The organism is Bacillus sp. FSL M8-0166 (assembly GCF_038008825.1).
Taxonomy (GTDB): domain Bacteria; phylum Bacillota; class Bacilli; order Bacillales; family Bacillaceae; genus Bacillus; species Bacillus safensis.
In genome coordinates, this window is sequence record NZ_JBBOZZ010000001.1 from 2,506,010 (window position 1) to 2,528,703 (window position 22,694).

General features: G+C 44.2%; 21 protein-coding genes. 11 read left to right on the forward strand and 10 right to left on the reverse strand.

What is annotated here, in order from left to right:
* Window positions 1–69: 69 nt before the first annotated feature.
* Window positions 70–642 carry a TetR/AcrR family transcriptional regulator gene (locus NSS92_RS12875; RefSeq protein WP_267587820.1) on the reverse strand — a complete coding sequence of 191 codons (573 nt, stop codon included), beginning with the start codon at window positions 640–642 and terminating at the stop codon, window positions 70–72.
* A gap of 37 nt (window positions 643–679) precedes the next feature.
* A complete protein-coding gene (locus NSS92_RS12880) occupies window positions 680–2,161 on the reverse strand; it encodes an amidase (protein ID WP_340868452.1) in 1,482 nt (493 codons plus the stop codon).
* A gap of 187 nt (window positions 2,162–2,348) precedes the next feature.
* Between NSS92_RS12880 and NSS92_RS12885 the strand changes: the two genes are divergently transcribed.
* Window positions 2,349–3,962: a S8 family peptidase gene (locus NSS92_RS12885; protein ID WP_340868454.1), complete on the forward strand. Its 1,614-nt coding sequence runs from the start codon at window positions 2,349–2,351 to the stop codon at window positions 3,960–3,962.
* Window positions 3,963–4,001: 39 nt separating this feature from the next.
* On the opposite strand, the gene NSS92_RS12890 is transcribed toward NSS92_RS12885, so the two are convergent.
* Window positions 4,002–4,541 carry a DUF402 domain-containing protein gene (locus tag NSS92_RS12890; protein ID WP_267587823.1) on the reverse strand — a complete coding sequence of 180 codons (540 nt, stop codon included), beginning with the start codon at window positions 4,539–4,541 and terminating at the stop codon, window positions 4,002–4,004.
* Between the two features lie 111 nt (window positions 4,542–4,652).
* On the opposite strand from NSS92_RS12890, the gene NSS92_RS12895 reads away from it, so the two are divergent.
* Complete coding sequence (locus NSS92_RS12895) at window positions 4,653–4,856, forward strand: hypothetical protein (RefSeq protein ID WP_340868457.1); 204 nt, start codon at window positions 4,653–4,655, stop codon at window positions 4,854–4,856.
* Window positions 4,857–4,903: 47 nt separating this feature from the next.
* Here the strand turns inward: NSS92_RS12895 and NSS92_RS12900 are convergent, their stop codons facing one another.
* Window positions 4,904–5,452 carry a GNAT family N-acetyltransferase gene (locus NSS92_RS12900; RefSeq protein WP_267587825.1) on the reverse strand — a complete coding sequence of 183 codons (549 nt, stop codon included), beginning with the start codon at window positions 5,450–5,452 and terminating at the stop codon, window positions 4,904–4,906.
* 213 nt (window positions 5,453–5,665) lie between these two features.
* Between NSS92_RS12900 and NSS92_RS12905 the strand changes: the two genes are divergently transcribed.
* Window positions 5,666–6,883, forward strand: a complete 1,218-nt coding sequence (locus tag NSS92_RS12905; RefSeq protein ID WP_142946530.1) for a multidrug effflux MFS transporter — start codon at window positions 5,666–5,668, stop codon at window positions 6,881–6,883.
* A gap of 17 nt (window positions 6,884–6,900) precedes the next feature.
* Here the strand turns inward: NSS92_RS12905 and NSS92_RS12910 are convergent, their stop codons facing one another.
* The 4 genes from NSS92_RS12910 to NSS92_RS12925 all read right to left on the reverse strand — a co-directional run bounded on the left by NSS92_RS12910 (window position 6,901) and on the right by NSS92_RS12925 (window position 8,894).
* Window positions 6,901–7,071 carry a hypothetical protein gene (locus tag NSS92_RS12910; protein WP_267587827.1) on the reverse strand — a complete coding sequence of 57 codons (171 nt, stop codon included), beginning with the start codon at window positions 7,069–7,071 and terminating at the stop codon, window positions 6,901–6,903.
* Complete coding sequence (locus NSS92_RS12915) at window positions 7,068–7,655, reverse strand: DUF1700 domain-containing protein (protein WP_267587828.1); 588 nt, start codon at window positions 7,653–7,655, stop codon at window positions 7,068–7,070. The genes NSS92_RS12910 and NSS92_RS12915 overlap by 4 nt, the downstream gene beginning before the upstream one ends.
* Window positions 7,648–7,965 carry a PadR family transcriptional regulator gene (locus tag NSS92_RS12920; protein WP_267587829.1) on the reverse strand — a complete coding sequence of 106 codons (318 nt, stop codon included), beginning with the start codon at window positions 7,963–7,965 and terminating at the stop codon, window positions 7,648–7,650. Before NSS92_RS12920 ends, NSS92_RS12915 begins: the two co-directional genes overlap by 8 nt.
* Before the next feature lie 98 nt (window positions 7,966–8,063).
* Window positions 8,064–8,894: a YitT family protein gene (locus tag NSS92_RS12925; protein ID WP_034283328.1), complete on the reverse strand. Its 831-nt coding sequence runs from the start codon at window positions 8,892–8,894 to the stop codon at window positions 8,064–8,066.
* 336 nt (window positions 8,895–9,230) lie between these two features.
* On the opposite strand from NSS92_RS12925, the gene mmuM reads away from it, so the two are divergent.
* Both mmuM and mmuP read left to right on the forward strand, forming a co-directional pair.
* Entirely contained in the window at window positions 9,231–10,169 is a 939-nt protein-coding gene (mmuM, locus tag NSS92_RS12930) for a homocysteine S-methyltransferase (protein WP_267587830.1), read from the forward strand.
* 46 nt (window positions 10,170–10,215) lie between these two features.
* Window positions 10,216–11,619 (forward strand): S-methylmethionine permease, encoded by a 1,404-nt coding sequence (mmuP, locus tag NSS92_RS12935; protein WP_024427433.1) that lies wholly within the window; start codon window positions 10,216–10,218, stop codon window positions 11,617–11,619.
* Window positions 11,620–11,693: 74 nt separating this feature from the next.
* Here the strand turns inward: mmuP and NSS92_RS12940 are convergent, their stop codons facing one another.
* Both NSS92_RS12940 and NSS92_RS12945 read right to left on the reverse strand, forming a co-directional pair.
* Window positions 11,694–12,176 (reverse strand): Ig-like domain-containing protein, encoded by a 483-nt coding sequence (locus tag NSS92_RS12940; protein ID WP_061110437.1) that lies wholly within the window; start codon window positions 12,174–12,176, stop codon window positions 11,694–11,696.
* A 105-nt stretch (window positions 12,177–12,281) separates the two neighbouring features.
* Window positions 12,282–14,948, reverse strand: coding sequence for a S8 family peptidase (locus NSS92_RS12945; RefSeq protein ID WP_340868468.1), 2,667 nt, complete (start codon window positions 14,946–14,948; stop codon window positions 12,282–12,284).
* Window positions 14,949–15,127: 179 nt separating this feature from the next.
* Here NSS92_RS12945 and NSS92_RS12950 point away from each other — a divergent pair, with 179 nt between their 5' ends.
* From NSS92_RS12950 to NSS92_RS12975, 6 genes are read left to right on the forward strand one after another with little or no spacing between them, the layout of a single operon-like run.
* Window positions 15,128–15,649: a PTS sugar transporter subunit IIA gene (locus NSS92_RS12950; RefSeq protein ID WP_225315567.1), complete on the forward strand. Its 522-nt coding sequence runs from the start codon at window positions 15,128–15,130 to the stop codon at window positions 15,647–15,649.
* Entirely contained in the window at window positions 15,646–15,975 is a 330-nt protein-coding gene (locus NSS92_RS12955) for a PTS fructose transporter subunit IIB (RefSeq protein WP_024424400.1), read from the forward strand. Before NSS92_RS12950 ends, NSS92_RS12955 begins: the two co-directional genes overlap by 4 nt.
* A gap of 36 nt (window positions 15,976–16,011) precedes the next feature.
* On the forward strand, window positions 16,012–17,130 hold the full coding sequence (locus tag NSS92_RS12960; RefSeq protein WP_106043305.1) for a PTS fructose transporter subunit IIC: 1,119 nt from the start codon (window positions 16,012–16,014) through the stop codon (window positions 17,128–17,130).
* Window positions 17,131–17,158: 28 nt separating this feature from the next.
* Window positions 17,159–19,822: a mannosylglycerate hydrolase gene (gene mngB, locus NSS92_RS12965; RefSeq protein ID WP_340868475.1), complete on the forward strand. Its 2,664-nt coding sequence runs from the start codon at window positions 17,159–17,161 to the stop codon at window positions 19,820–19,822.
* A gap of 57 nt (window positions 19,823–19,879) precedes the next feature.
* Entirely contained in the window at window positions 19,880–20,764 is an 885-nt protein-coding gene (locus tag NSS92_RS12970; RefSeq protein ID WP_267587834.1) for an ROK family protein, read from the forward strand.
* Window positions 20,761–22,680, forward strand: coding sequence for a BglG family transcription antiterminator (locus tag NSS92_RS12975; RefSeq protein ID WP_340868479.1), 1,920 nt, complete (start codon window positions 20,761–20,763; stop codon window positions 22,678–22,680). The genes NSS92_RS12970 and NSS92_RS12975 overlap by 4 nt, the downstream gene beginning before the upstream one ends.
* The last annotated feature ends 14 nt before the right edge of the window (window positions 22,681–22,694 follow it).

Below are 22,694 nucleotides of genomic sequence, written 5' to 3' on the forward strand. Positions count from 1 at the left end.
TCATGACTAATTGACTATCTATATTATATAGACCAATTGATATAATAGATAGACAATATGCGAGAGATTTTACTCATCTCGCATAAATAAGTGTCTAAGGTAACTTTTTACGTGTTCTAAAGGGGTCGTTTGCTTGAGTGCAGTGGTCATCGAGAGCCCCCCGATCACCATTGAGTGCAGGAGAGAAGCCAGCTCATCCGCTTTGTTTTCTTCATACCCGCTGTTCATTAGCTTTTCTTTTACAAGCTCCTGCCAGCGGATCATTTCTTGTTTGCATGCAGCATGGAGCTGCGTGTTTTCAGGCTTGGACTCTGCCGCCAGCAAGACAATCGGAATCCCTCTTTCACTTTCTTTCTTCATAAATCCTCGAATGATGTTTGTCATAAAACGATCGATGGCGATATATGGGTCATCCGAATAGGCAAAGCCTTCTTCAATTTGATTGATGACCTTTTGACTAATATATTCAACAGATGCAATGGCCAGCTCTTCTTTTCCATTTGGAAAGTAATAATAAAGAGAGCCTTTAGGTGTGCCGCTCTCTCTGATAATTTGATTCAATCCTGTCGCATGGTATCCCTGTTTACGTAAAAGAAGTGCTGCCGTTTGAATGATTTTGTCCTTCGTACTCACGTGTGACACTCTTTTCCCTCCATAGACCAAAGTCGCTGATCATGCGTTATCGATTTAATTGACTAGTTCCTTTCCAAATCGAGGATGTCTCCATTTCCGCCGCAAGCCTGAGCAGCCAGTCCTCTTTTCCTTTAGGTGCTGTCACCTGTACCCCTAAAGGCATGCCCGCGCTTGTGAGATGAACAGGAACACTCATTGATGGCTGACCTGTTAAGTTGGCAAGCTGTGTAAATGGGGTGTAGGTCAAGCTCTTGAGGAACATGTCATAAATGAGATCCTGCTGTGCTTGCATTGAAAGAGATGACACACGTAAAAGTGCGGCTGTTTCCTGATCTGAATGCATAAGTTCACCAACCTTTGGAGCTGAATAGGCAGTAGCTGGTGTCACATAGAGATCGTAGGTTTGATGAAATGACGCCATTTGTGCAGCAGCCCGATCCCACGCATCAAGACTTTCTGTATAAGCAGCAGCAGTCACATTCTTGCCAGCCTCCGCCAGCACCCATGCCACGATGTCCGTTTCCTCCGGCTTTACTGGACGCCCTAACGAACGACCCAAGGAAGTGAATAACGCAGACATTTCTCCGCTGTTCATCACGTAATATTGCTGCATGAGATGAACCCCATCAATTTCCGGCTTGGCTTCTTCTACTTGATGGCCTTGCTCACTCAGCCATTTCACTGTTTGCTGAACCGCCTGCTTCGCCTCCTCACTGACCTTCGTGCCAACTGGAGATTCTACGCTGTAAGCAATTCGCATAGAAGATGTACGTTTCACCAGATCCTCTTGGTAACTGCCGTCGTATAATGGAGTTTGGAAAGCAGCTTCAGGCTGAATGACTTGAAGAAGATCAAGAAGGGCTGCACTGTCCCGCACTGTTTTTGTGAGTGTAAAGTCGATGGAAGCCCCTTGCCACTGCCTTCCTGCGCCTGGGCCTACCGGCGTTCTCCCCCGCGTGGGCTTAAGGCCGAACAAACCGGTAAAGGATGCTGGAATCCGAATGGAACCACCGCCATCACTTGCTCCGCCAGCAGGTACAATGCCGCTTGCAACAGCAGCTGCTGTCCCGCCGCTTGAGCCGCCCGGAGAATAGTCCGTATTCCAAGGATTTCTCGTTGGACCATGTAAAGCAGGTTCCGTCACATTTCTTAAACCGAATTCCGGTGTATTTGTATGTCCAATCATGAGAAAACCAGCCTGCTTCAACCGATCAACAAAGTGCGAATCCGAATTTGCTTTTACATCCTTTAATAGCAAAGCTCCTGCTGTCAGCGGTTCATTTTTAATCCCTTGCGATATATTTTTTAGCACAAACGGAACACCCGCAAATGGCTGATACTCATGTAACTCCTTGATGTCTCTTAAAACTTGATCTTGTCTCGTCCGTATCACAGCGTTTAGTTCTGGATTGACCTCATTCAATCTATCAAATGCCGCCTGCATAAGCTCCTCGGGCGTTACCTGCTTATTCCGCACAAGTGCTGCTAAGCCAGTCGCATCATACGTCATATACTCTTTTACGTTCATCAGCATGTCCTTCTTTCTCTTATCATGATGTCTCTATTGTCTACTAGAATTCTATGAATTTCAATTTCAGGTTACTTGTAAAAATAACTTTCTGAACAAGACGACAATTCTACTATCCCATCCCTCTGCTTTCTCCGATATAATAGAGAAAAAAAGACCGAGATTATCGGATGAGAGGAGCCACGCATTGAAAAAGAAATTACTTATCGTCATTGCGTTTCTTCTTGCGTTTACAACTGCTTTGCCCTTCCATTCGCAGGCAGCTGCACCGCCAAAAGAAACAGATGTCATCATCGTCTATAAAAATCAAAAAGGAAAACAAACAGCGATTGAGGAAAGTGAGAAAGTGAACGCACAGTACATACATCTTCCCGCTGTCGCTGTGACAGCAGATGAACAAGCGGTCACCTCACTCAAAAAAGACCCAAACATCGCTTACGTCTCAAAAAACGTAAAGGTCAAACTCGCGGCTTCAACTGTGAAGAAAACAGCAGCTGCTACTAATCAGGATGCATTGGTACAAAAATCTTACAATCTGCAAAAACTAAATATCAAGCAAGCAATAAAAGAAGGTGTCACTGGTAAAAATGTAAAAGTAGCCGTTCTAGATACTGGTATTTTCTCACACGAGGATTTAAAGGTATCCGGCGGTAAATCATTCGTGAACTACACATCCTCTTATAAAGATGATGAAGGACATGGTACACATGTCGCCGGCACGATTGGTGCGCTTAATAACGATTATGGAACAGTCGGCGTCGCTTCTGGTGTGAAGCTGTATGCTGTGAAAGTGTTAGATAAAAAGGGAGAAGGCGACCTGTATAGTCTGCTTCGAGGCATCGATTGGGCGATTACCAACAAGATGGACATTATTAATTTAAGTTTAGGCTTTGAAGACAATATCCCCATCTTGCATTCAGCAGTGGATGAAGCCTATAAAAAAGGACTGCTTGTGGTTGCTGCAAGCGGAAATGATGGGAAAAAGAATCATATTAGCTACCCAGCCGCTTACAATAGCGTCATTGCCGTTTCTGCAACGACTGACAAAGACAAACTTTCGTCTATCTCGAATACAGGGAAAGGGATTGAATTTTCTGCCCCTGGCGAGAACGTCATCAGCACTTATTTAAAAAATGAATATTGGTATGCAACGGGGACATCACAAGCTGCACCGCATGTCACAGGAATGCTGGCACTGTTAAAGCAGCTTCATCCGAAGAAAACAAATGCACAGCTTCGCACTTTATTGCGCAGCTATACAGTGGATCTTGGCGCAAAAGGGAAGGATCCGCAATTCGGCTATGGCCGCGTGCAATATGTGCCGCAATCCACCTTTTTAAAGGCTGCAGCCAGTGCTGTCAAAACAGCCGAAACATCTAAAAAGCAGGCAGATGTCAATCAAGCCAAAACAAGAATTGGCAGGCTCACCGCAAGCAAGCAAAAAACAGCACTCACAGAACGGGTGAAGAAAGTCCAAGCAGCCATTGATATCCGCTCGGCACGTGCAAAGGTCAAAACAGCTGAAAAGAACAAAACACAGGGCGCTATTAAAAGTGCTCAAACGGCCATCAAAAAACTAAACAAAGGCAAAGAAAAAACAAGCCTGCAAAACCGGCTCGACAAAGTCAAAAAACAAGTCGCTTATCAAAAGAAAGTGACAGACGCTAAACAAAAGGTCAAAAAAGCGGAAGCCAAACGAACAAAGAAAACAAAAGCAGCGGCTCAAAGCGCTGTCAAACAGCTAAAAGCCTCCAAAACAAAAACCAATTTACAAAAACGATTAAACCGTATTAAGGTTTAACAGAAAAAACGATTCCTTTCAGCGAGGAATCGTTTTTTTCTATCTCAACATCGGCTCAAACAAGCTGTGATGATATTTCCCTTCGGCATCTGCCCTCACTTGATCGAGAATGCTTTCTAACGAAGCCATCACGCTCTCTAATGCCCGCCGCACTGTACCGTGTTCAAAATCTGCTAAACTCTCCGGCAGCTCATCTTCATCCAGCACAAAGACATCACCATTTGGAAGAACGAGAAGATCAATAATGAGGTCTTCAAACATGACCAGCTGGCCGTTGAACTGTGTATCTCCCACAATATTAAAATAAGACCCTAGTTCCTTCCCTTGATCATCTCTCCAGAAATATATGTTGTAAGGACGATCCTTCCAATAATAGGCGGTCGTATAGCTCCCTTTTGGAATGGTCAGAGCACCATCACCTGCCCTCATCGTAAACGGGTCTTTAATCTTGTGAAACAGCACAACCTGCTGTCCCTGTGCGTCTAACAGCTGACAGGTATGTTCCACAACTTTCTGATCGTATTTGATTTTTCTCTCGATGACTTTATCCCAACGATCCGCATGCAGCGAAAACAACATGTCACAACTCCCTCTAAACATCTCGTTTCTTTCCAGTATACACCGATTTTTTCTGAAGAAATAAAGGATTGCCGCATTTACTTATGGAAGACCTATGATGAGGTGAAATAAATGAACGGAATCACGATTCTTGAACACTTTACACAGCTTGGACAAATCATCCTCATGATTTGCGGCTATATCCTTTATTGGCAGCTGATGAAAACGAAGAGAGAACGAAAGCTGTCTCCTTATGAACGCATGTTAAAATTCTTTGTCATGTTCGGTTTAATCTCCTGGGGGGTATCATATTGGGCGCTGGCACTGTGGGCGTAAATTGAAAAAAGGAAGAGCTGTCCATGCAGGACTTGCTCTTCCTTTTATTACGCGTGATGTGATGAACCTGCCGGCTGTTCTTTCTTGATCACATATTGATAGCTCTTGACATGTGTCCCATTTTGGTTCACAAATTCTTTATCAAGCGCACGCTCAAAGCCCATTCTTTCATATAGGCGAATGGCGGCCTGCATTTTATCAGATGTATGAAGATACAGGACATTTTCGCCCCATGATTGCGTCAGTTCAATACTTTTACGCAGCAATGATTCTGCAATGCCTTTTCCCCTCACATCGGGATCTACTCCTAAAAACCGGACGATGGCTGATGTAATGCCCATTTCGGGTTTGTCATACGCTTGCTCTGATGACCGGAACATTTGCAGCGTCCCCACGACCTTGCCGTCAAGCTCCGCCACAAGCATCAGCTCCATGTTTGGATTATCTACAGCTGCTGCAAGCGCGGCAGAATAATCTTGCCAGCCTTCCTCTGTAAATTGAGGCTCGTACTGTGCATAGGATTTGATCAGCACGTGCGTGATGGCCTCATGATCTTCTTTGACTGCTTGACGAATGATCAGCTCTTGCTGCTTCATGTCAGCACCTCCTGCTCTCTATTAGTGGATATACGTATCATGCAATCACTGCATGCGATAGCCTTACTCTTTTCTCTACTCATTCAATGTAAAGAGTCTCATTCGAAAGATCAATCATTTTGCACGAAATCATCTTTGAAAAATTTTCATTGAAAAGGAACGCTTGATTCATTATGCTGTGTTGAGGAAGTATACGAGGAGTGTTGTCATCATATGAGTTCTTTATCTTATCCCCAAGAATCGAAAAAAAATCGATTTCTCCTTGCCGCATTGCTCGGATCTTTAACAGCCCTTGCTCCGCTGGCAATGGATATGTATTTACCTGCTTTACCTAATATCGCCCGTGACTTTGAAGCAAGCACGGCGCTGTCTCAGTTAAGTCTCATGGCTTGTTTGATTGGACTTGCGCTTGGACAGCTGATTGCAGGTCCAATCAGTGATACAGTCGGCAGAAGAAAGCCGCTCATGATTGGATTGATCATTTTTATTGCAGCATCTCTTTTATGTACAGTGGTCACATCGATTTGGACGTTCATTCTTCTTAGATTGATTCAAGGACTTGCTGGATCAGCAGGCATTGTCATTGCACGAGCTATCGTGCGAGATCATTATGAAGGCTCAGAAATGACGAAATTCTTTGCTCTGCTCATGTTAGTCAACGGAGTTGCTCCGGCAGCGGCACCTATCGTTGGCGGACAAATGCTACGGTTCACGACGTGGCAGGGTGTGTTTGTTCTTCTAGGAATCCTCGGAGCGCTAATGCTCCTAAGATCAATGTTTTCATTGAAAGAAAGCTTACCTGCGGAACGCAGACAGACTGGGGGCTTCAAACAGATCCTAGGTGCGATGAAAATTCTAGCGAGCGATCGTCTCTTTGTTGGATATGCCCTCTCGCAAGGTCTTGTCTTCGCAGCGATGTTTGCCTATATTTCTGGTTCACCGTTTGTGCTTCAGGATATTTTTAACCTTTCTCCACAAGGATTTAGTGCGGCCTTTGCGGTAAATAGTCTTGGGATCATCACGGCTGGACAAGTGTTTGCCCGAGTCGCTGCGAAAATTGGTGAAGAGAAAGTCCTTCGCATTGGATTGCTGACAGCTGCGTTAGGGGGAGTCACTTTATTTTTCATGATCTCGATTGATGCAGGATTGTACGGTATTCTGATTCCATTGTTTTTTGTTGTCTCAAGCGTTGGAATTGTCGGCACCTCTGCCCCGTCTCTTGCGATGCAGCATCACGGAGCGCATGCAGGAAGTGCGGCTGCACTGATCGGTGTTGCGCAAATGCTATTAGGTGCTTGCATGACACCTCTTGTCGGACTAGCCGGAAGCCAAACAGCCTTTCCAATGGGTCTGATCATTATGCTTTGTGATCTAGGCGCACTTTGCTGTTATTTCTTCTTTGTGGCCCGAGCGAAAAAAAGACCCGCATAAGCGGGTTTTTTCATTTATTATGGCTTGCTCCAATTGATGGTGCGGAACACGTTGCTCTGGTCATTGTTGTGATATGCATCTAAATCAAATCCTGATATTCCAAAACCAATTGCCATGACAATTCCTCCGGCAACGGTAAAGATGACCCCCCATTTGATGCATTGCTTTTTTAAATCATTCACGTTCATACTCTCACGACCTTCTTTTTAAACATTCCCATGAATGCCTTAGTAGTTTGAATAGTCATTTGCACAAATAGCTTTGTCAAATACGCCGTGGCTATGCCGCATAATAATCCGACACCTAATAGAAGAATACCAACGCCAATCTGCGTCACCACCACATGCAAACCGTCCTGAAAGATAAATGGAGAACCAATGATGCTCCAAAAACCGCCGAGCAGACCAACCAGCGTCACTGTACCTGTCACGAGCGGAATGCACCAAATCACCATATACGCAGAAAGAATCAGCAGGAAGACTGTTGCTAGAATACTGCCCCATAACGGAAAGCCTAAAATGAGGATGGAGAGCCTTGTGGCTTTTTCTCCAAACGTCGGCACCTGAACGGTTTTTATTCCTTGTTCCTTCATAATCCCTTCAGCGATGATGGCAGGCTGCCCGACTTGCTGAACCGCTTCCTGTTCACTGTAGCCATCTTCCTGATAATCCTCAATCATTTCATCGTAGTATTCGATAAACCGATCACTGTCTTTTTCGCCTAGAAGATGCAGATGCTTCTTTAGGCTGCTCAAAAATTCTTTTTTATTCATTGCTCTGTCCTCCAGAAATAAAGTCGTAAATCGCCATCACCTGATCCCATTCCTCTAAAAACTGCGCCATATGCTCCCGCCCGCGTTCTGTCATGCGGTAGTATTTTCTTAATCGACTGTTATGTTCCTGGGAATAGGTCTCCACATAATTGTTTTGCTCTAAACGCTTTAAAATCGGATATAATGTCGATTCTGAAATCTCAATACAATGGGACATATCTTTAATGATTTGATAACCATAGGAATCGCCTTTCTTTAATACCGCCAGTACACAAAATTCCAGTAATCCTTTTTTTAATTGTGCATTCATGTTTACAACTCCTAACCATTTATACTATACATTACATAGTATTGTGTGACAAGAGGTATAAAGAATAAAAAAAGACCCTTTTTAGGGTCTTTGCATTTTTATATATTCACAAATCCTTCTCCGAACACATCGCGTACGTCATGGACAACCACGAATGCGTCTCGATCTATTTTCTTAATAATTTTCTTAAGGCGCATGAGCTCCTGCTTTTGAATGACTGCGTAAAGAATTTCCTTCGATTCCTTTGAATAATGACCGCGTCCGTTTAAAATCGTTACGCCTCGATCTAGGGTGTGATTGATTTCTTCCGCAATATCATCTTTGCATGAAGAAATAATCGTCACTGCCTTTTTCGTGTTAAGTCCTTCTATCACGAAGTCCATCACTTTTGTCGCCACGTACAGCATCACAATGGTAAACATTAATTTTTCCGCACCAATAATAAAATAGGAAGCAAACACAACAATTAGATCAAAGAACAAGATAGCATAGCTCACGTTCCAGTCTAAATACTTGTTGGCAATTCTTCCGAGAATGGCAGAACCCGCCGTTGTTCCACCGGCTCTGAGCACAAGACCAATCCCAATTCCGATGATAATTCCTGCAAAAATCGCTCCAATGATCAATTCATGTACATTCACGACCCATGTTGTGGTCAGGTGTAAAAATAGGGAGTTACTTGCAACAGCAACCACAGTATAAATCGTGGTCTTCTTGTCTAAATACTTATACCCGACAAGCAATAAGATGGCATTAAACACGAGGTTCGTCAGCCACGGTGCAATCTCAAACAAATAATAAAAAATGATGGACAGCCCCGTGACGCCGCCTTCACCAAATTCAAGCGGAATGACAAACATGTTCACTGCTGCGGCAAATAAAAAAGAACCAACTAGAATCATCGCTATATCTTTTACACATTTTTTCAATTTCTTCTTTCCTCCTTTTTTAAGCATATAAAAAACCCTCTTTCTGCACGAAAGAAGACAGTCGTTGGACAACATAAAAATCAAAAGACGGCGCCTTTTGATGAAGCTTTCTGAAATCAGTCTTTCCATAATATATATCTCTTTTTAGAGGCTGTCAATGACTTGGTTGTCTATTATTTTGACTGCATTTTTATGCATCAAAACCCGCATGTTTTCAGGGTTTTTCCGCCCTATGATGCTTTTTCCTCACCTTGACAAAAACACTTTAGTCATTTAAACTACTGCCTCATATCATATCCATCATTTCCGATCTAAAAAGGAGGCTGTTTGATTCCGATGAATCCTATTCAAAGCCGTTTACAGGCTCACGCACCTTTGATTTTAGACGGTGCACTTGCAACAGAGCTTGAACGAAAGGGCTGTAACTTAAACGATCGTTTATGGTCAGCCAAAATACTTATTGAACAGCCACAATTGATTCAGCAAGTACACTTGGACTACTTCCAAGCAGGTGCTGACTGTGCCACAACCGCCAGCTACCAAACAACGATTGAAGGCTTTGCTGAAAAAGGGTATACAAAAGAAGAAGCGATTGAACTCATGAAACGCTCTGTCACTCTAGCGAAAGATGCACGCGATCTTTTTTGGCAGGATGAAGCGCGTCGTGAAGGACGGACAAAACCATTTGTCGCTGGATCTGTGGGGCCATTCGGCGCTTATTTGTCTGATGGTTCAGAATATAAGGGAAATTACGGACTCTCTGAGCAGGCGCTCATTGATTTCCACAGACCAAGAATTCAGGCATTAGTAGAAGCGGGTGCAGATATTCTTGCATGCGAAACGATTCCTTGTCTGATTGAAGCAACAGCCATTGCAAAGCTGCTGCAGAATGAATTCAGCGGGACATCTGCTTGGATCACATTCAGCGCAAAGGATGACCTGCACATTAGTGAAGGTGATTTCATACGAGAATGTGTACAGGCACTTGAGCCTTATGAACAAATCGCTGCTGTCGGCGTGAACTGTACGCCGCCGCAATTTATCACTTCTCTCATTCAAGAGATGAAAAAAGGAACGAGCAAACCGATTGTGGTGTATCCAAACTCAGGTGAAGTATATGATCCTGAAGAAAAAGTATGGAGCGGAGATACGTCACATCTTACTTTTGGCGAATGTGCTTATCAATGGTACAAAGACGGCGCGCATATCATCGGCGGCTGCTGCCGGACGACTCCAGAAGATATCAATGACATCTTAAAACGAACCTCATCATAGCATCATGAATCAACACACATACTTCTAAGCAAAAGGGCGGGAAGACATGGAACAAGCAAAAGATCAGTCACAACAATATCAACGAAAAATGACGAGCCGGCATCTGTTCATGCTTTCTCTAGGCGGCGTCATTGGAACAGGGCTCTTTTTAAGCTCTGGATATACGATCAATCAGGCCGGACCTGCGGGGACCATTCTTGCCTATCTTGTCGGGGCATTAATTGTGTACCTCGTGATGCTTTGTTTAGGTGAGCTGTCTGTCGCAATGCCGGTCACAGGGGCTTTTCATACGTATGCAACAAAATACATTGGACCTGGTACAGGCTATACGGTCGCTTGGCTATACTGGCTGACGTGGACAGTGGCACTCGGTTCGGAATTTACAGCGGCAGGATTATTAATGCAGCGCTGGTTTCCAGACACTTCAGTTTGGATGTGGAGTGGAGTTTTTGCTCTTCTCATCTTTTTACTTAACGCATTTACAGTCAAGTTTTTTGCAGAATCAGAGTTTTGGTTTTCCAGTATTAAAGTGATGGCTATTATTCTCTTTATTATTCTTGGCGGAGCTGCAATGTTTGGTTTGATCCCATTAAAGGGCGGTGAGGCCGCTCCGTTCTTTTCTAATTTCACTGGGGAAGGCGGACTTTTTCCAAACGGCTTTTTACCGATTTTAATGACGATGCTTGCTGTCAATTTTGCTTTTTCAGGTACAGAGTTGATTGGGATTGCTGCGGGTGAAAGCGTCAATCCTGACGAGACCATTCCAAGAGCAATTCGCACAACCGTCCTGCGTCTCGTCCTGTTTTTCGTTGGAACGATCGTTGTTTTGGCTGGCTTGATTCCAGTAGAAGAAGCCGGGGTGATCAAAAGCCCATTTGTCGTAGTATTTGATCGTATCGGAATTCCTTATGCCGCAGATTTCATGAATTTTGTCATCCTGACCGCGATCTTATCTGCCGCAAACTCAGGATTATACGCATCATCTCGTATGCTTTGGTCGCTTTCTGAGGAACGGACACTTCCTAAAAAACTAGCGAAGCTGACATCAAAAGGAATTCCTTTGAATGCACTCATTTTAAGTATGATCGGTGGTATTCTTTCTTTGCTATCGAGTGTGATCGCACCAGAAACGGTATACCTTGTCCTTGTTTCAATCTCTGGACTGGCCGTTGTGGTCGTATGGATGGGGATTGCTGCCTCACAGTTTATGTTTCGGAAAAGATTTTTACAGGAAGGCGGACAGCTTCATGATTTATCCTTTCGAACCCCGCTCTATCCAGTGGTTCCGATTGCTGCCTTCCTCCTATGTCTAGCATCTGTCATCGGCATTGCCTTTGATCCAAATCAGCGGATTGCCCTCATCTGCGGCATTCCTTTCATTGCGCTCTGCTATGCTGCCTATTACGTGACAGCTTGGATTCAGAAAAAACGAGAAAAACCTGGTGTATAACATCAGGGTTTTTTCTATATAAATCATCTGACAAAAAAGGATGTCACTTGATGACATCCTTTTTTTCTATGAGATTAGTAACGTGATGTATATGCCAAATGGTACACACTTGTGACATTTGAAGATAGTTTGATGTCGTTTGACGTGAACGTCACTGGAACGATATCGTAGTAATGCGTTGACCAGCCTGCATTATTGTATGATTGGTAGCCTGCACCTGCTGGAACTTGAAACGTCAGTGAAAACTGTCCATTCTCGTCTGTTGTGCCTGTCGCTGTTTGAGCATATGATTTGATTGCTGCTTCAAAATAAAGCTTGATCGGCTGATTAGGCATGAGGTTTCCACTTGCATCTTTTAGTGTTCCTTTAAACGTAGCTGGATAATAAGAACCCACGCGATATTTACTGCCATAGCCGTAATTCACTATTCCACTATCGGCTGCTGTGACACTTGTGACTTGAACGGATGCTGGTACTGCACCTGTTTCTTCAGCATGTGCAAAGCTTGGGAATACGAGAAGCAATGATAGAAAGAAAGCAAACATGATTTTTTTCATCGATAAATCCTCCTTTTTTTCCTACTATATTACTATCGACATTAATTGGTATTTTTCCAGTTAAAAACAAAAAACTTCCCTTTTTTAGAAAGGGAAGTTCTTCTTTTATTTTTTCACAACCACTTTTACCGCTTTGCTTTCTCTTTTTCTCACATCTGAAGCGGTCACATACAAAACCGTTTTGGCTTTTTGCGGTTTGATTTGGGCAGTAAATGCACCCTTGCTATTGGTCTTGACTGTTTTGATGACTTTCTTTGATTTGTTTTTCACTTTAATGGTCAAGCCTGCACCCGCAGTCCCTTTGACCGCTTTACTTTTGACTGTTACTTTGCTCACTTTCGGCTTAGCTGGTGCTTTGCCTTTTTTCACGACGGTTTTGAGCGTCGTAGCGGCCTTTCCTTTTGATATTTTAATGTGAAGGACCTTGTTTTTGTTCTGATGCTTAATCTTCACACTAAAGGTTCCTTTTTTGCCTGCTGTGCCTTTTCCAAGCAGGGTTTTTCCTCTATACACAGAAATAGCAGCGCCGGCTTTTGCTTTACCTGTCACCTTTTGATGCTGATCCTCCACTTTGCTTACAGATGCGTTTAATTCGACAGCACTTAATGCAGCAAATGCATTCAGTCTCCCATGTCCTGTCATCCAATCGATACCCGGGATTTTCGGATCTACAATTGGCTCCTCGTTTTCATCATAGAAAACGTCGTCTTTTCCATCAATCGATTTAAATGAAATGTCATCTGCTGTACTTTGCAAAAGATTTCTCACTTGATTTGGCTTCAAGGATGGATTTTTAGAAAGCAGTAACCCTGCTGCTGCTGCCACATATGGTGTCGCCATTGATGTCCCGCTAAGGTATGAGACATTCCCATCAGGCATTAAGCTCGGAATATCAGAACCCGGTGCTGACATGCTCAGCCCTTTGCCATAGCTTGAAAACTCAGCAGCAATATCCATACGGTTGCTTGCGCCAACCGCCATTGCGTATTTTGACGTCGCAGGGTAGCCCATTTCTGGTACGCCATCATTTCCACTCGCCACAACGACTAGTACATTTCTTTGAGCAGCGTAATTCATTGCATATTCAATCACCCTGCTGTAGTAGCCGCCAAGGCTCATGTTGATCACCTTTGCGCCTTTGTCCACTGCATGCTTGATGCCAAGTGCAATATGCTCTGTATCGCCAAAGCCATAGGCGTCCAGCACCTTCACCGGAATGATGCCCGTATGTTGGTTGAGACCTGCCATTGAGTAATGATTATCGGATTTTGCGGCAATGATGCCTGCCACATGCGTACCGTGTCCATTGTCATCAATCGCATCTTTGTTTCGTCCAATGAGATTCGCACCTAAGTCTGTACGAACAGTCCCGTTTAAATCCGTCAAACGGCTGTCTACACCTGTATCCACAACAGCAATTAATGTTTGCTTCATTTTGCTTGTGCCAATCAGTGTATTCATTTGTTCAAATTTGACGTCAGCGCCTTTTTTCCCGCTGTTTTGCGCACTGTTTTTCAGCGGCCACTGATAACCATACTGCGCGTCGCTGCTTAGCGCGCGATAGGTTTGAACAGGCTCTGCAAATTCAACATTCGGCATGCTGGAGAGCTTTCTTGCCGTGCTTTTGATGGCCGCTTTGCCTGCTTTTAGTGTCTTTCCAGCTGATTCTTGACCTGCTGGTACATCATAGACATACATTCCTTTGAATAAAGGACTGACTGACTGTGATGTCACACGGTTTTCTTGGATGCCGTAGCTTTTCATCTTGTTTTTCGCAGATTGAAGTGTTTGGCCATCCTTTAATTTAAAAATGATCTTATTCGTTTTAACCTTCTCTTCTTTTACTAGCTTTTGTTTCTCTAATACATAACCAGCTGATTTTCCTTCAAGCTGATCGATGCCAATTTTTTGACTGACGGCTTCTAATTCCTTTTTTAAATAAGCCGGACTTGCTTCTTTGAGCATATCAAAAAGGGACCGGATCGCCTGTTGTTCTTTTTCTGTTACGATATGACCACTAAAAGCACCATTTTTCTCTACGTCACTTAGCAGTGTTTTTAATGTGAGCAGATGATTGTATACCTTTTGCTGCTCTTTTTGATGTTTGATGAGCTTCGATTTGAGAAACGGCTTTGTCTTTTGGAGCAGACGCGTCAGCTTCCGACCCTCTGCCGTTTCATTGAATCGTTTATCTTCGATTGTACGAATCGATTGAAGAATTTCACGCCCGTACTTTTTCTCTATAATGATGATTTCAGGCTCATCGTCTTCAGGGAAAACAGGTTCAGAAGGCGGGAGGTTAGCTCCTTTATATCCGATTGTATATGCCGCATCCTCTTCCTCATCACGGCTGTCTTCCTCCGAACCTAAATAGAGCACTTTGACATAATAGGGACCTGCCCATGCATGCGGGAAGTTGATCTCTGTTTCTCCGCTAGATGTGTCCACGCGATATCTTGAATATGTGTCATCCTTCATCGCTCTGTCCTTACTTGGATAGACCGATACGGACAGCACTTGTTTACTTTTCACAGAAATTTGCATGTGTGTATGTTTTGCCACCTCTTGTGCAGATGGCGTGATTTGGTACCACGACTCTTCCTTTTCATTCTGTAATGTACCTGAGATGACTTCACCATTTTTTAATCCAATGGCTTCATTGACACTTGTTCCATGACTGGCAGCTGCAGCCTCGTATCCAGGTAATGCTGCCATACATAGAATGATGGCCATGAGTACGGCCACACAGGATTTGACCTGCTTTTTGAACATGAAAAGACCCCCTTATCTTTTATGATACCTTGGAAGAATATCACAGAAAGACATTTAGTAGAATCTGTTTTTTACATAATTAAACTCGTTTTAAGCTAGGATTTGAGATATTCAGTCAGCAAGACGGATAGCTTCATAAACTTTTTGCCATTTCAAACGGAAAATGATGCTATTTAACCATGCTGAAAAGTACATTACAATCAACTTGTAAGCGCTTAACAAACAAGAGAGAAGGGATCAGCTTGTTCCAAAAAGATCATGTTTTCACACAAGTAAACGGACGATCAAAGAATGAGATTTTACAATACATTTCCGAGAAAGCTGAAGACCTTCAGATTACAAACGATCAGGCGGGGCTATTAGCAGATTTGTTGACACGCGAAGACGAAGTCTCAACAGGACTTCAGCAAGGCTTCGCCATTCCACATACAAAAAGCTCCGCTGTACAAACGGCTTCACTTCTTTTTTTAGAACTTGAACAACCCATTGAATGGGGGAGCTTCGACGATTTGCCCACAAGCTATTTATTTACACTGCTCGTTCCACTAGAAGAAGCAAATGTCACACATCTGAAATTACTGTCAGGTATTGCGACCAGTCTAATGGAACCTGCTTTTATCGAAAAGATTCAACCAGGTCAAACAGCTGATTACTATTACGAAGTCATTGAACAACAATTGAAAGAGGGGATTACACAATGAAAATTGTCGGTGTCACTTCATGTCCAGCAGGATTAGCTCATACACCAATGGCAGCCAAAGCGTTAGAAAATGCGGGTAAACAGCTCGGACACGAGATCAAAATCGAACAGCAAGGGATTATGGGACAGGTGAACGGCATTACAGCAGAGGAAGCACAGCAGGCAGACCTCTGCATCATTGCCTCAAATCAGCATATCAACGATGCTGAACGCTTCTCAGGCATTCCCACTGTACGTGTCGAAATCGGACGTGCCTTAAAAAATGCCGAACAAATCATCACCAAAGCTGTAGCACTTGTAGAAAAGAAAAAGTCTGAATCTCAATAAACATGAGCAATGCCATATAGAAAGGAGCAAAGCAAAATGAAAGCAAAATTAAAAGTCATTGAAGGCCATCTCATGACCGGTATTTCTTATATTCTTCCTGTAATCATCGGTGCCTCACTTATCGTTGGTTTAGCAAAACTGGTCGGGTTAGGGTTTGGTGTTTCAGATTTAAACACCTATAAGGATGCTGGCGGCATACTGCACGGCGCCTATTTGATGGAGCAGGTTGGCTGGACAGGCATTGGCTTAATGAACGTCCTGCTCGCTGGATTTATCGCCTATTCGATTGCGGATAAATCAGGTCTTGCGGCCGGTTTTATCGGCGGTGCCCTCGCCAGCTCAACCAATGCTGGATTTATAGGTGCCGTCATTGCAGGCTTCTTCGCAGGATATGTTGCTCTTTTTGTGAAAAGAAAAATTCAAATTCAAGGCTCTGCAGCTGGGCTCGTCCCTCTGCTCATCCTGCCGCTCATTACCGTTGGCTTAACCGGGCTTCTTATGTCAGTTCTTCTGGGCGGCCCATTAGGCGCTTTGAACACGGCATTAATTGAATGGATCAAAGGCATGGTCGCTGATGGAACAAGTACTCTCGCACTCGCTCTCATTTTAGGTGCGATGATTGGCTTCGATCTTGGCGGACCGGTGAATAAATCAGCTTGGATGGCTGGTAACGCGCTCTTCCTATCAGGCGTCTATCTCCCTGCCATTCTCGTCAATATTGCCATTGTCATTCCTCCGCTTGGATACGGGCTTGCGACATTGATTCGAAAACGCAACTTCTCCCCAACCTTTAGAGAAGCCGGACGAGGCGGCCTTGTCATGGGCATTATCGGTATTACAGAAGGGGCGATTCCTTTTACCCTCGTCAATCCTTTGAAATTGATTCCGCTCAATGTTGTCGCGTGTGCTGCTGGAAGCGGGGTCGCTGCATTATTAGGAGTTCATGACATCATGCCGCCAATTGGCGGGCTATATGGCTTCTTCTCAGTCGGAAACTGGTGGGCTTATTTAATCGGAGCCCTTACTGGCGCACTTGTCATCGGTATTGGCGCCAACCTGCTTGTGAATTTCTCTGAGAAAAAAGAGCCAAAAACGCCGGAACATGATCAGAAGCAGAAAGAAGAAGACGATTTTGACCTTGTGCTAGAAGGATAATTTAAACGAAGAAAGGTGTCGTTGATCAATGACTGTCAATGTACATGTGATTCCACATACTCACTGGGACCGGGAATGGTATTTTACCACCTCCCGCTCCCGTATCTACTTAATGAAAAGCGTAATGGACATTTTAGACACCCTTGAAACAGATGAAAGGTTCCATTACTTCATGCTCGATGCCCAGGCTTCCTTATTAGATGATTATTTGAAATGGCGTCCAGAGGATGAGAATCGAATCAAAAAGCTTGTCACAGCGAAACGTCTCATCATCGGCCCATGGTATACCCAAACCGACCAGCTCGTCATTTCAGGTGAATCGATTGTGCGAAACCTGCAATATGGGATTGAACGCTGTCAGCAGTTCGGCCACGTGATGAAAGTCGGCTATGTCCCTGATTCCTTCGGTCAATCCGCACAAATGCCTCAAATTTATCGCGGCTTCGGCATTGTCGATACAGCATTTTGGCGCGGCGTTTCTGACCATATGACGAACCATACTGAATTCAATTGGCGCGGTGCTGATGGCAGTGAAGTCTTTGCTGTGAATCTGCCATTCGGCTACTACTACGGTGGAAATATCCCTGAAAAGGATGAGGACTTACAAGCCTTTTTATCTGAAAAGATCGGTGCGCTGCAAGCAAAAGCAACCACAAAAAATGTCTATTTCCCGAACGGTTTTGACCAAGCACCGATCCGCAAAAATCTGCCTGACTTATTAGAAAAAGCCAATGAACTGGACGAGAATCACTATCAAATCAGCAGTTTAGAAGATTATATTGCAGCAGTGAAAAAAGAGCGGACATCTTTCGAGACATTACACGGAGAGCTCATTCATGCGAAGCATATGCGGATTCATAAATCTATCTTTTCAACACGAGCGGATTTAAAAATCTTAAACAACCAAATTGAAAACTATCTCGTGAATGTGATGGAGCCCATCCTAACGATCAGCTATTCGCTTGGACACGACTATCCGCATGATACGGTTCGCGATATTTGGTACCTCATGTTTGAAAATGCAGCGCATGACAGCATTGGCGGCTGTAATAGTGACACGACAAACCAAGATGTCTTCTTCCGCTACAAGCAGGCAAAGGAAATCGCTGAGAATCTTGTGGACTTGCACATGCGTCTCATCACAATTCGACTGCAAACAGAGCAAGAAATCACTTTCACGTTATTCAATACGCTGCCTTCAAAGCGTTCTGAAGTCATTGAAGTTGAAACCTTTATCACGGAACGTCCATTTACACTAAAGGATGCAAATGGACGAACGCTTCAGTACACAGTGAAAAGCAAAACCGATGTCACAGATTATGTGCTGGCACAGCAAATTTCTCTTAACCCAAGTAAAGAAGTTTACATGCCAAAGCAAGTATGGAAAGCCGTTCTACTGATTGAAGCCATCGACTTACCGTCAGTTGGTTATACACAGGTCAGCATGGTCTTCGATGAATCAAGCGAATCTCTATGGGAACAAACTGAAGGACGAGTGATTGAAAATACGTATTACCGCATTGCGGCAAATGACAACGGATCACTGGACATCACAGATAAACAAACTGGGCGGACATTCTCTGAACAAATGATCTTTGAAGACAACGGAGACGATGGGGATTCTTACAACTATTCACCACCTCGTGAGGACTTGTATGTGTCATCCAAGGATCTTTCATCAACAGACATCTCAGTGTCTAAAAGCGGCCTGCAGCAAGAGCTGACCATCCATCTTCAGCTCACTGTCCCTTATGACCTAGAGGAGCGCTCTCAGCAATCGGCTGCGACTTCACTTCCGATCACAGCAAAGGTGGCATTAAACAAAGATGAGGCTGTCATCCGTTTTCATGTAGATGTCGACAACCACGCATTAGATCATCGCCTTCGTGTTCTTTTTGATACAGGCATCGCATCAAACGTATCACTGAGCGATCAACAGTTTGGTACAATCGAACGCCCAACAGAGCTGACGCAAGAGCTTGAATGGTGGAACAATGAACATTGGGAAGAAAAACCGATCACCATTGAACCGATGCAATCCTTTGCTGCACTTCGTGACAAAGCATACGGTGTCGCTCTGTTAACCGACTGCGTGAGAGAATACCAAATCACAGGAGAAGGCTACACAACGATTGCGTATACCCTCTTCCGCTGTTTCGGAAAAATGGGGAAAGAAAACCTTCTTTACCGTCCAGGACGCGCATCTGGTGAAAAAATTGTGGAGACACCTGATGCTCAGCTGCAAGGTGCACTGTCATTCTCATTTGGTATGCACTATAGCAAGAACGCAGTCAGCGAGGGACACTTAGCGCAGCTTGCCAAACGGTATACCACCCCTGTTCAATGCTACGAACGGGCAGACTTTTTAAACGGTCGTTTAATTTTCTCTTTCCGAGATGAAAAAGAAGACTTACAATCTACTTATAGCCTGCTTGACATTGAGACAGACGGAGCCATTCTAAGCGCTCTGAAAAAAGAAGAGCATGGAACAGGCATTATCATCCGTCTCTTCAATCCATATTTAACGCGTCAAACAGCCGCTTCAATCAATAGTTCATCTCTACAACACGGAGAAACAGCGAATTTAGGAGAAACACCTGAAGGACATATACTCAAAGCACAACATGGATCATTACACATTGAACCGCTTACACCTTGTCAGGTACAAACCTACATTGTAAAGAAAAAATGAACATGTAGGGGCGGGATCCATTTGGATTCCGCCCCTCTTTAATGGAGGGCATTGATCATGCGAATTGGAGGCATTGAAGCAGGCGGAACGAAATTTGTCTGCGGCTACGGAACTACAGACGGAACGATTGAACACATGACTTCCTTTGCAACAGGGAATCCAGATGAAACATGCCGGCAAGTGATCGATTATTTTACAAAGCATCCTGTCGATGCAATTGGAATTGGGGCATTCGGGCCTGTCGATGTGAAAGAGCAAAGCCCACGCTATGGGACGATTTTAGACACACCAAAAACAGCCTGGCGCCAATTCCCTTTCCTCTCTACCTTAAAACAAGCCCTCGGGCTCCCGATGAAGCTTGATACCGATGTAAACTGTGCAGCACTCGGAGAAGCCCGTTTTTCAACTGAAGCAGAAAAGCCTGCTTCTCTGGTCTACATCACCGTTGGGACTGGAATAGGCGGCGGTGCCTATATTGAACATCGCCTTATTCACGGATTGCTGCATCCAGAAATGGGTCATATCACCGTTCAGCGGCATCCTCATGACACCTATGGAGGCTGCTGCCCTATACATCATGACTGTTTAGAGGGACTGGCATCTGGGCCTGCCATAGAAGGACGCTATCATACACTGGCACCAATGCTGCCAGAGGATCATCCTGCCTGGTCACTTCATGCTTACTATCTCGGGCAAATGACTGCTAATCTGCTGCTCACCCTTTCACCAGAGCGCATCATTCTAGGTGGAGGCGTGATGAAACAGCCGGCTATGCTGCCGCTTATTCTTGATGAAACAGACAAACGGCTTCACGGCTATTTGCAGCTGCCAAAGCCTTTACATGAAATTATCACAAAACCATCCTTTGATGGATTATCTGGTTTAATGGGCGCCATCGCTCTTGGAACTGATGCCTTACAGGCGCAAGGAGCCGCGCAATGATGATGACGGCAGATCCTCGAACCTATCAGCTGATTCAGCGGCTATTTGAAACAAAGGGGTTCGTGAAGCTGGAGGAGCTCACTGCCTCTTTTCGCTTATCTGACCGCTCTATCCGCAATTTAATCAAGGAGGCAAATGAGTATTTAAAGGAAGCTGGCGCTATGATTAAAACGATCCGCGGAAAGGGATATACTCTTTTAACGAGTGACCAAGACGCTTTCTTACTTTGGCTTCATCAGCAAAAGCTTCCTGCCCGCTCTCTTGTCCCCGTCATGCCAGAAGAGCGTGTACGATTTATGATGAGAAAGCTGTTGCTTCAATCCGATTACTTAAAAATTGACCAGCTGGCTGAAGAACTGTTTATCAGCCGCATGACGGTCAGCAGTGATTTAAAAAAAGGACGAGAGCTGTTAGCCCGTTACGGCATGACCCTTGTATCAAAGCCTGGATTTGGCTTAAAGATTGAAGGAGATGAGCTGCAAAAAAGAACGTGCTATGCAGACTTACTTCTTGAGGAAGAGCCTGCACTCTCTCATATCACCGAGCGGGAGCAGCTCCATTTTCCTGATATTTCTCTTGAAACCATTCGATCTATTGTTTTGACGAACCTGCATCAAGAGTCATTGCTCATTAAAGACATTGCCTTAAAAAATTTAGTCATTCACTTAGCCATTGCGATTCAGCAAACACGAAAAAAACAGCGGGTATCCGCCATTACCGCCCGCACACAAAGATCACCAGTTTTGATGAGAATTGCACAAAAAATCATACAGCAGGTGAGTGACACTTTTTATGTGACCTTATCAGAGGATGAAACAGATTACTTAGTCATGCATCTATTAGCGAATCAAACGTGGAAAGAAGCCGCCCAGCATCAGACGACAGTGGAAGTTCAACAGGCGGTTACAGTCTTTCTACAGCACATTGAAAAAATAAGCAGCCATCGTTTTGCTGAGGACAACATCCTGCAGCAAGACTTGATGCTTCATATGAAGCCGCTATTAAATCGAATCCAATATGGCGTATCATTACAAAATCCGCTTTTGCATGAGATCAAAGCGTCCTACCCTTACCCATTTGATTTGGCTGTCAGCGGACTAAATGCCTTACAGCTGGTGCGGACGCCAAATGAAGACGAGGCCGCATATGTCGCCTTGCATATCGCTGCTTCATTTGAAAGAAGTCAACTCGACACCTCGCAAAAAAAGAAAGCCATTATCGTGTGCGGGTCTGGACTAGGGACGGCCAGACTGCTTGAAATTAAATTGAAGGCAGCCTTTCAGCACGAGCTTGACATCGTTGAGCTCTATTCCTATCAGGATTATCTCATGAGCACCACTTTGCCGTGTGACGTCATCATCACAACCGTTCCACTCACATCAAAAGGGAAACCAGTCATTCAGGTCAGCGCCTTTTTTGAACATCATGATATACAGCGTGTGAATGAAGTTATTCATTTATTAAATGGACACGGGGCACCCTCAAAAGAACTGATGGCGTTTTTTCAAGAGCGATTGACTTTAATGAATGCTGATCTAAGCAGCAAAGATGAGGTATTAGACGCATTATGCAGCCGTTTAGAGGCGCATCAGCTAGTATCGTCTTCTTTTCGGTCCTCGGTGCTTGAGAGGGAGCAAATGTCGTCTACCTATCTTGGCAGCGGCATTGCAATGCCGCACCCGCTCATCACAAATGAAGGCACCTCCTCTGTAGCCATCGCACGCTTAAAACAGCCGATTGACTGGCAGGGAGACCAAGTATCACTTGTCTTTTTATTAGCGATTCATAAGGATGACGCTGCCTGCATGAACCAATTCTTTGAACAGGCCGTCGATTTACTAGATAATCCAGACCGCATTTACTCCCTCAAGCAAGCCAAAACATTTAATGAGCTGATGGATGCGTTATTTCAATAAGATCAAACAAAAGG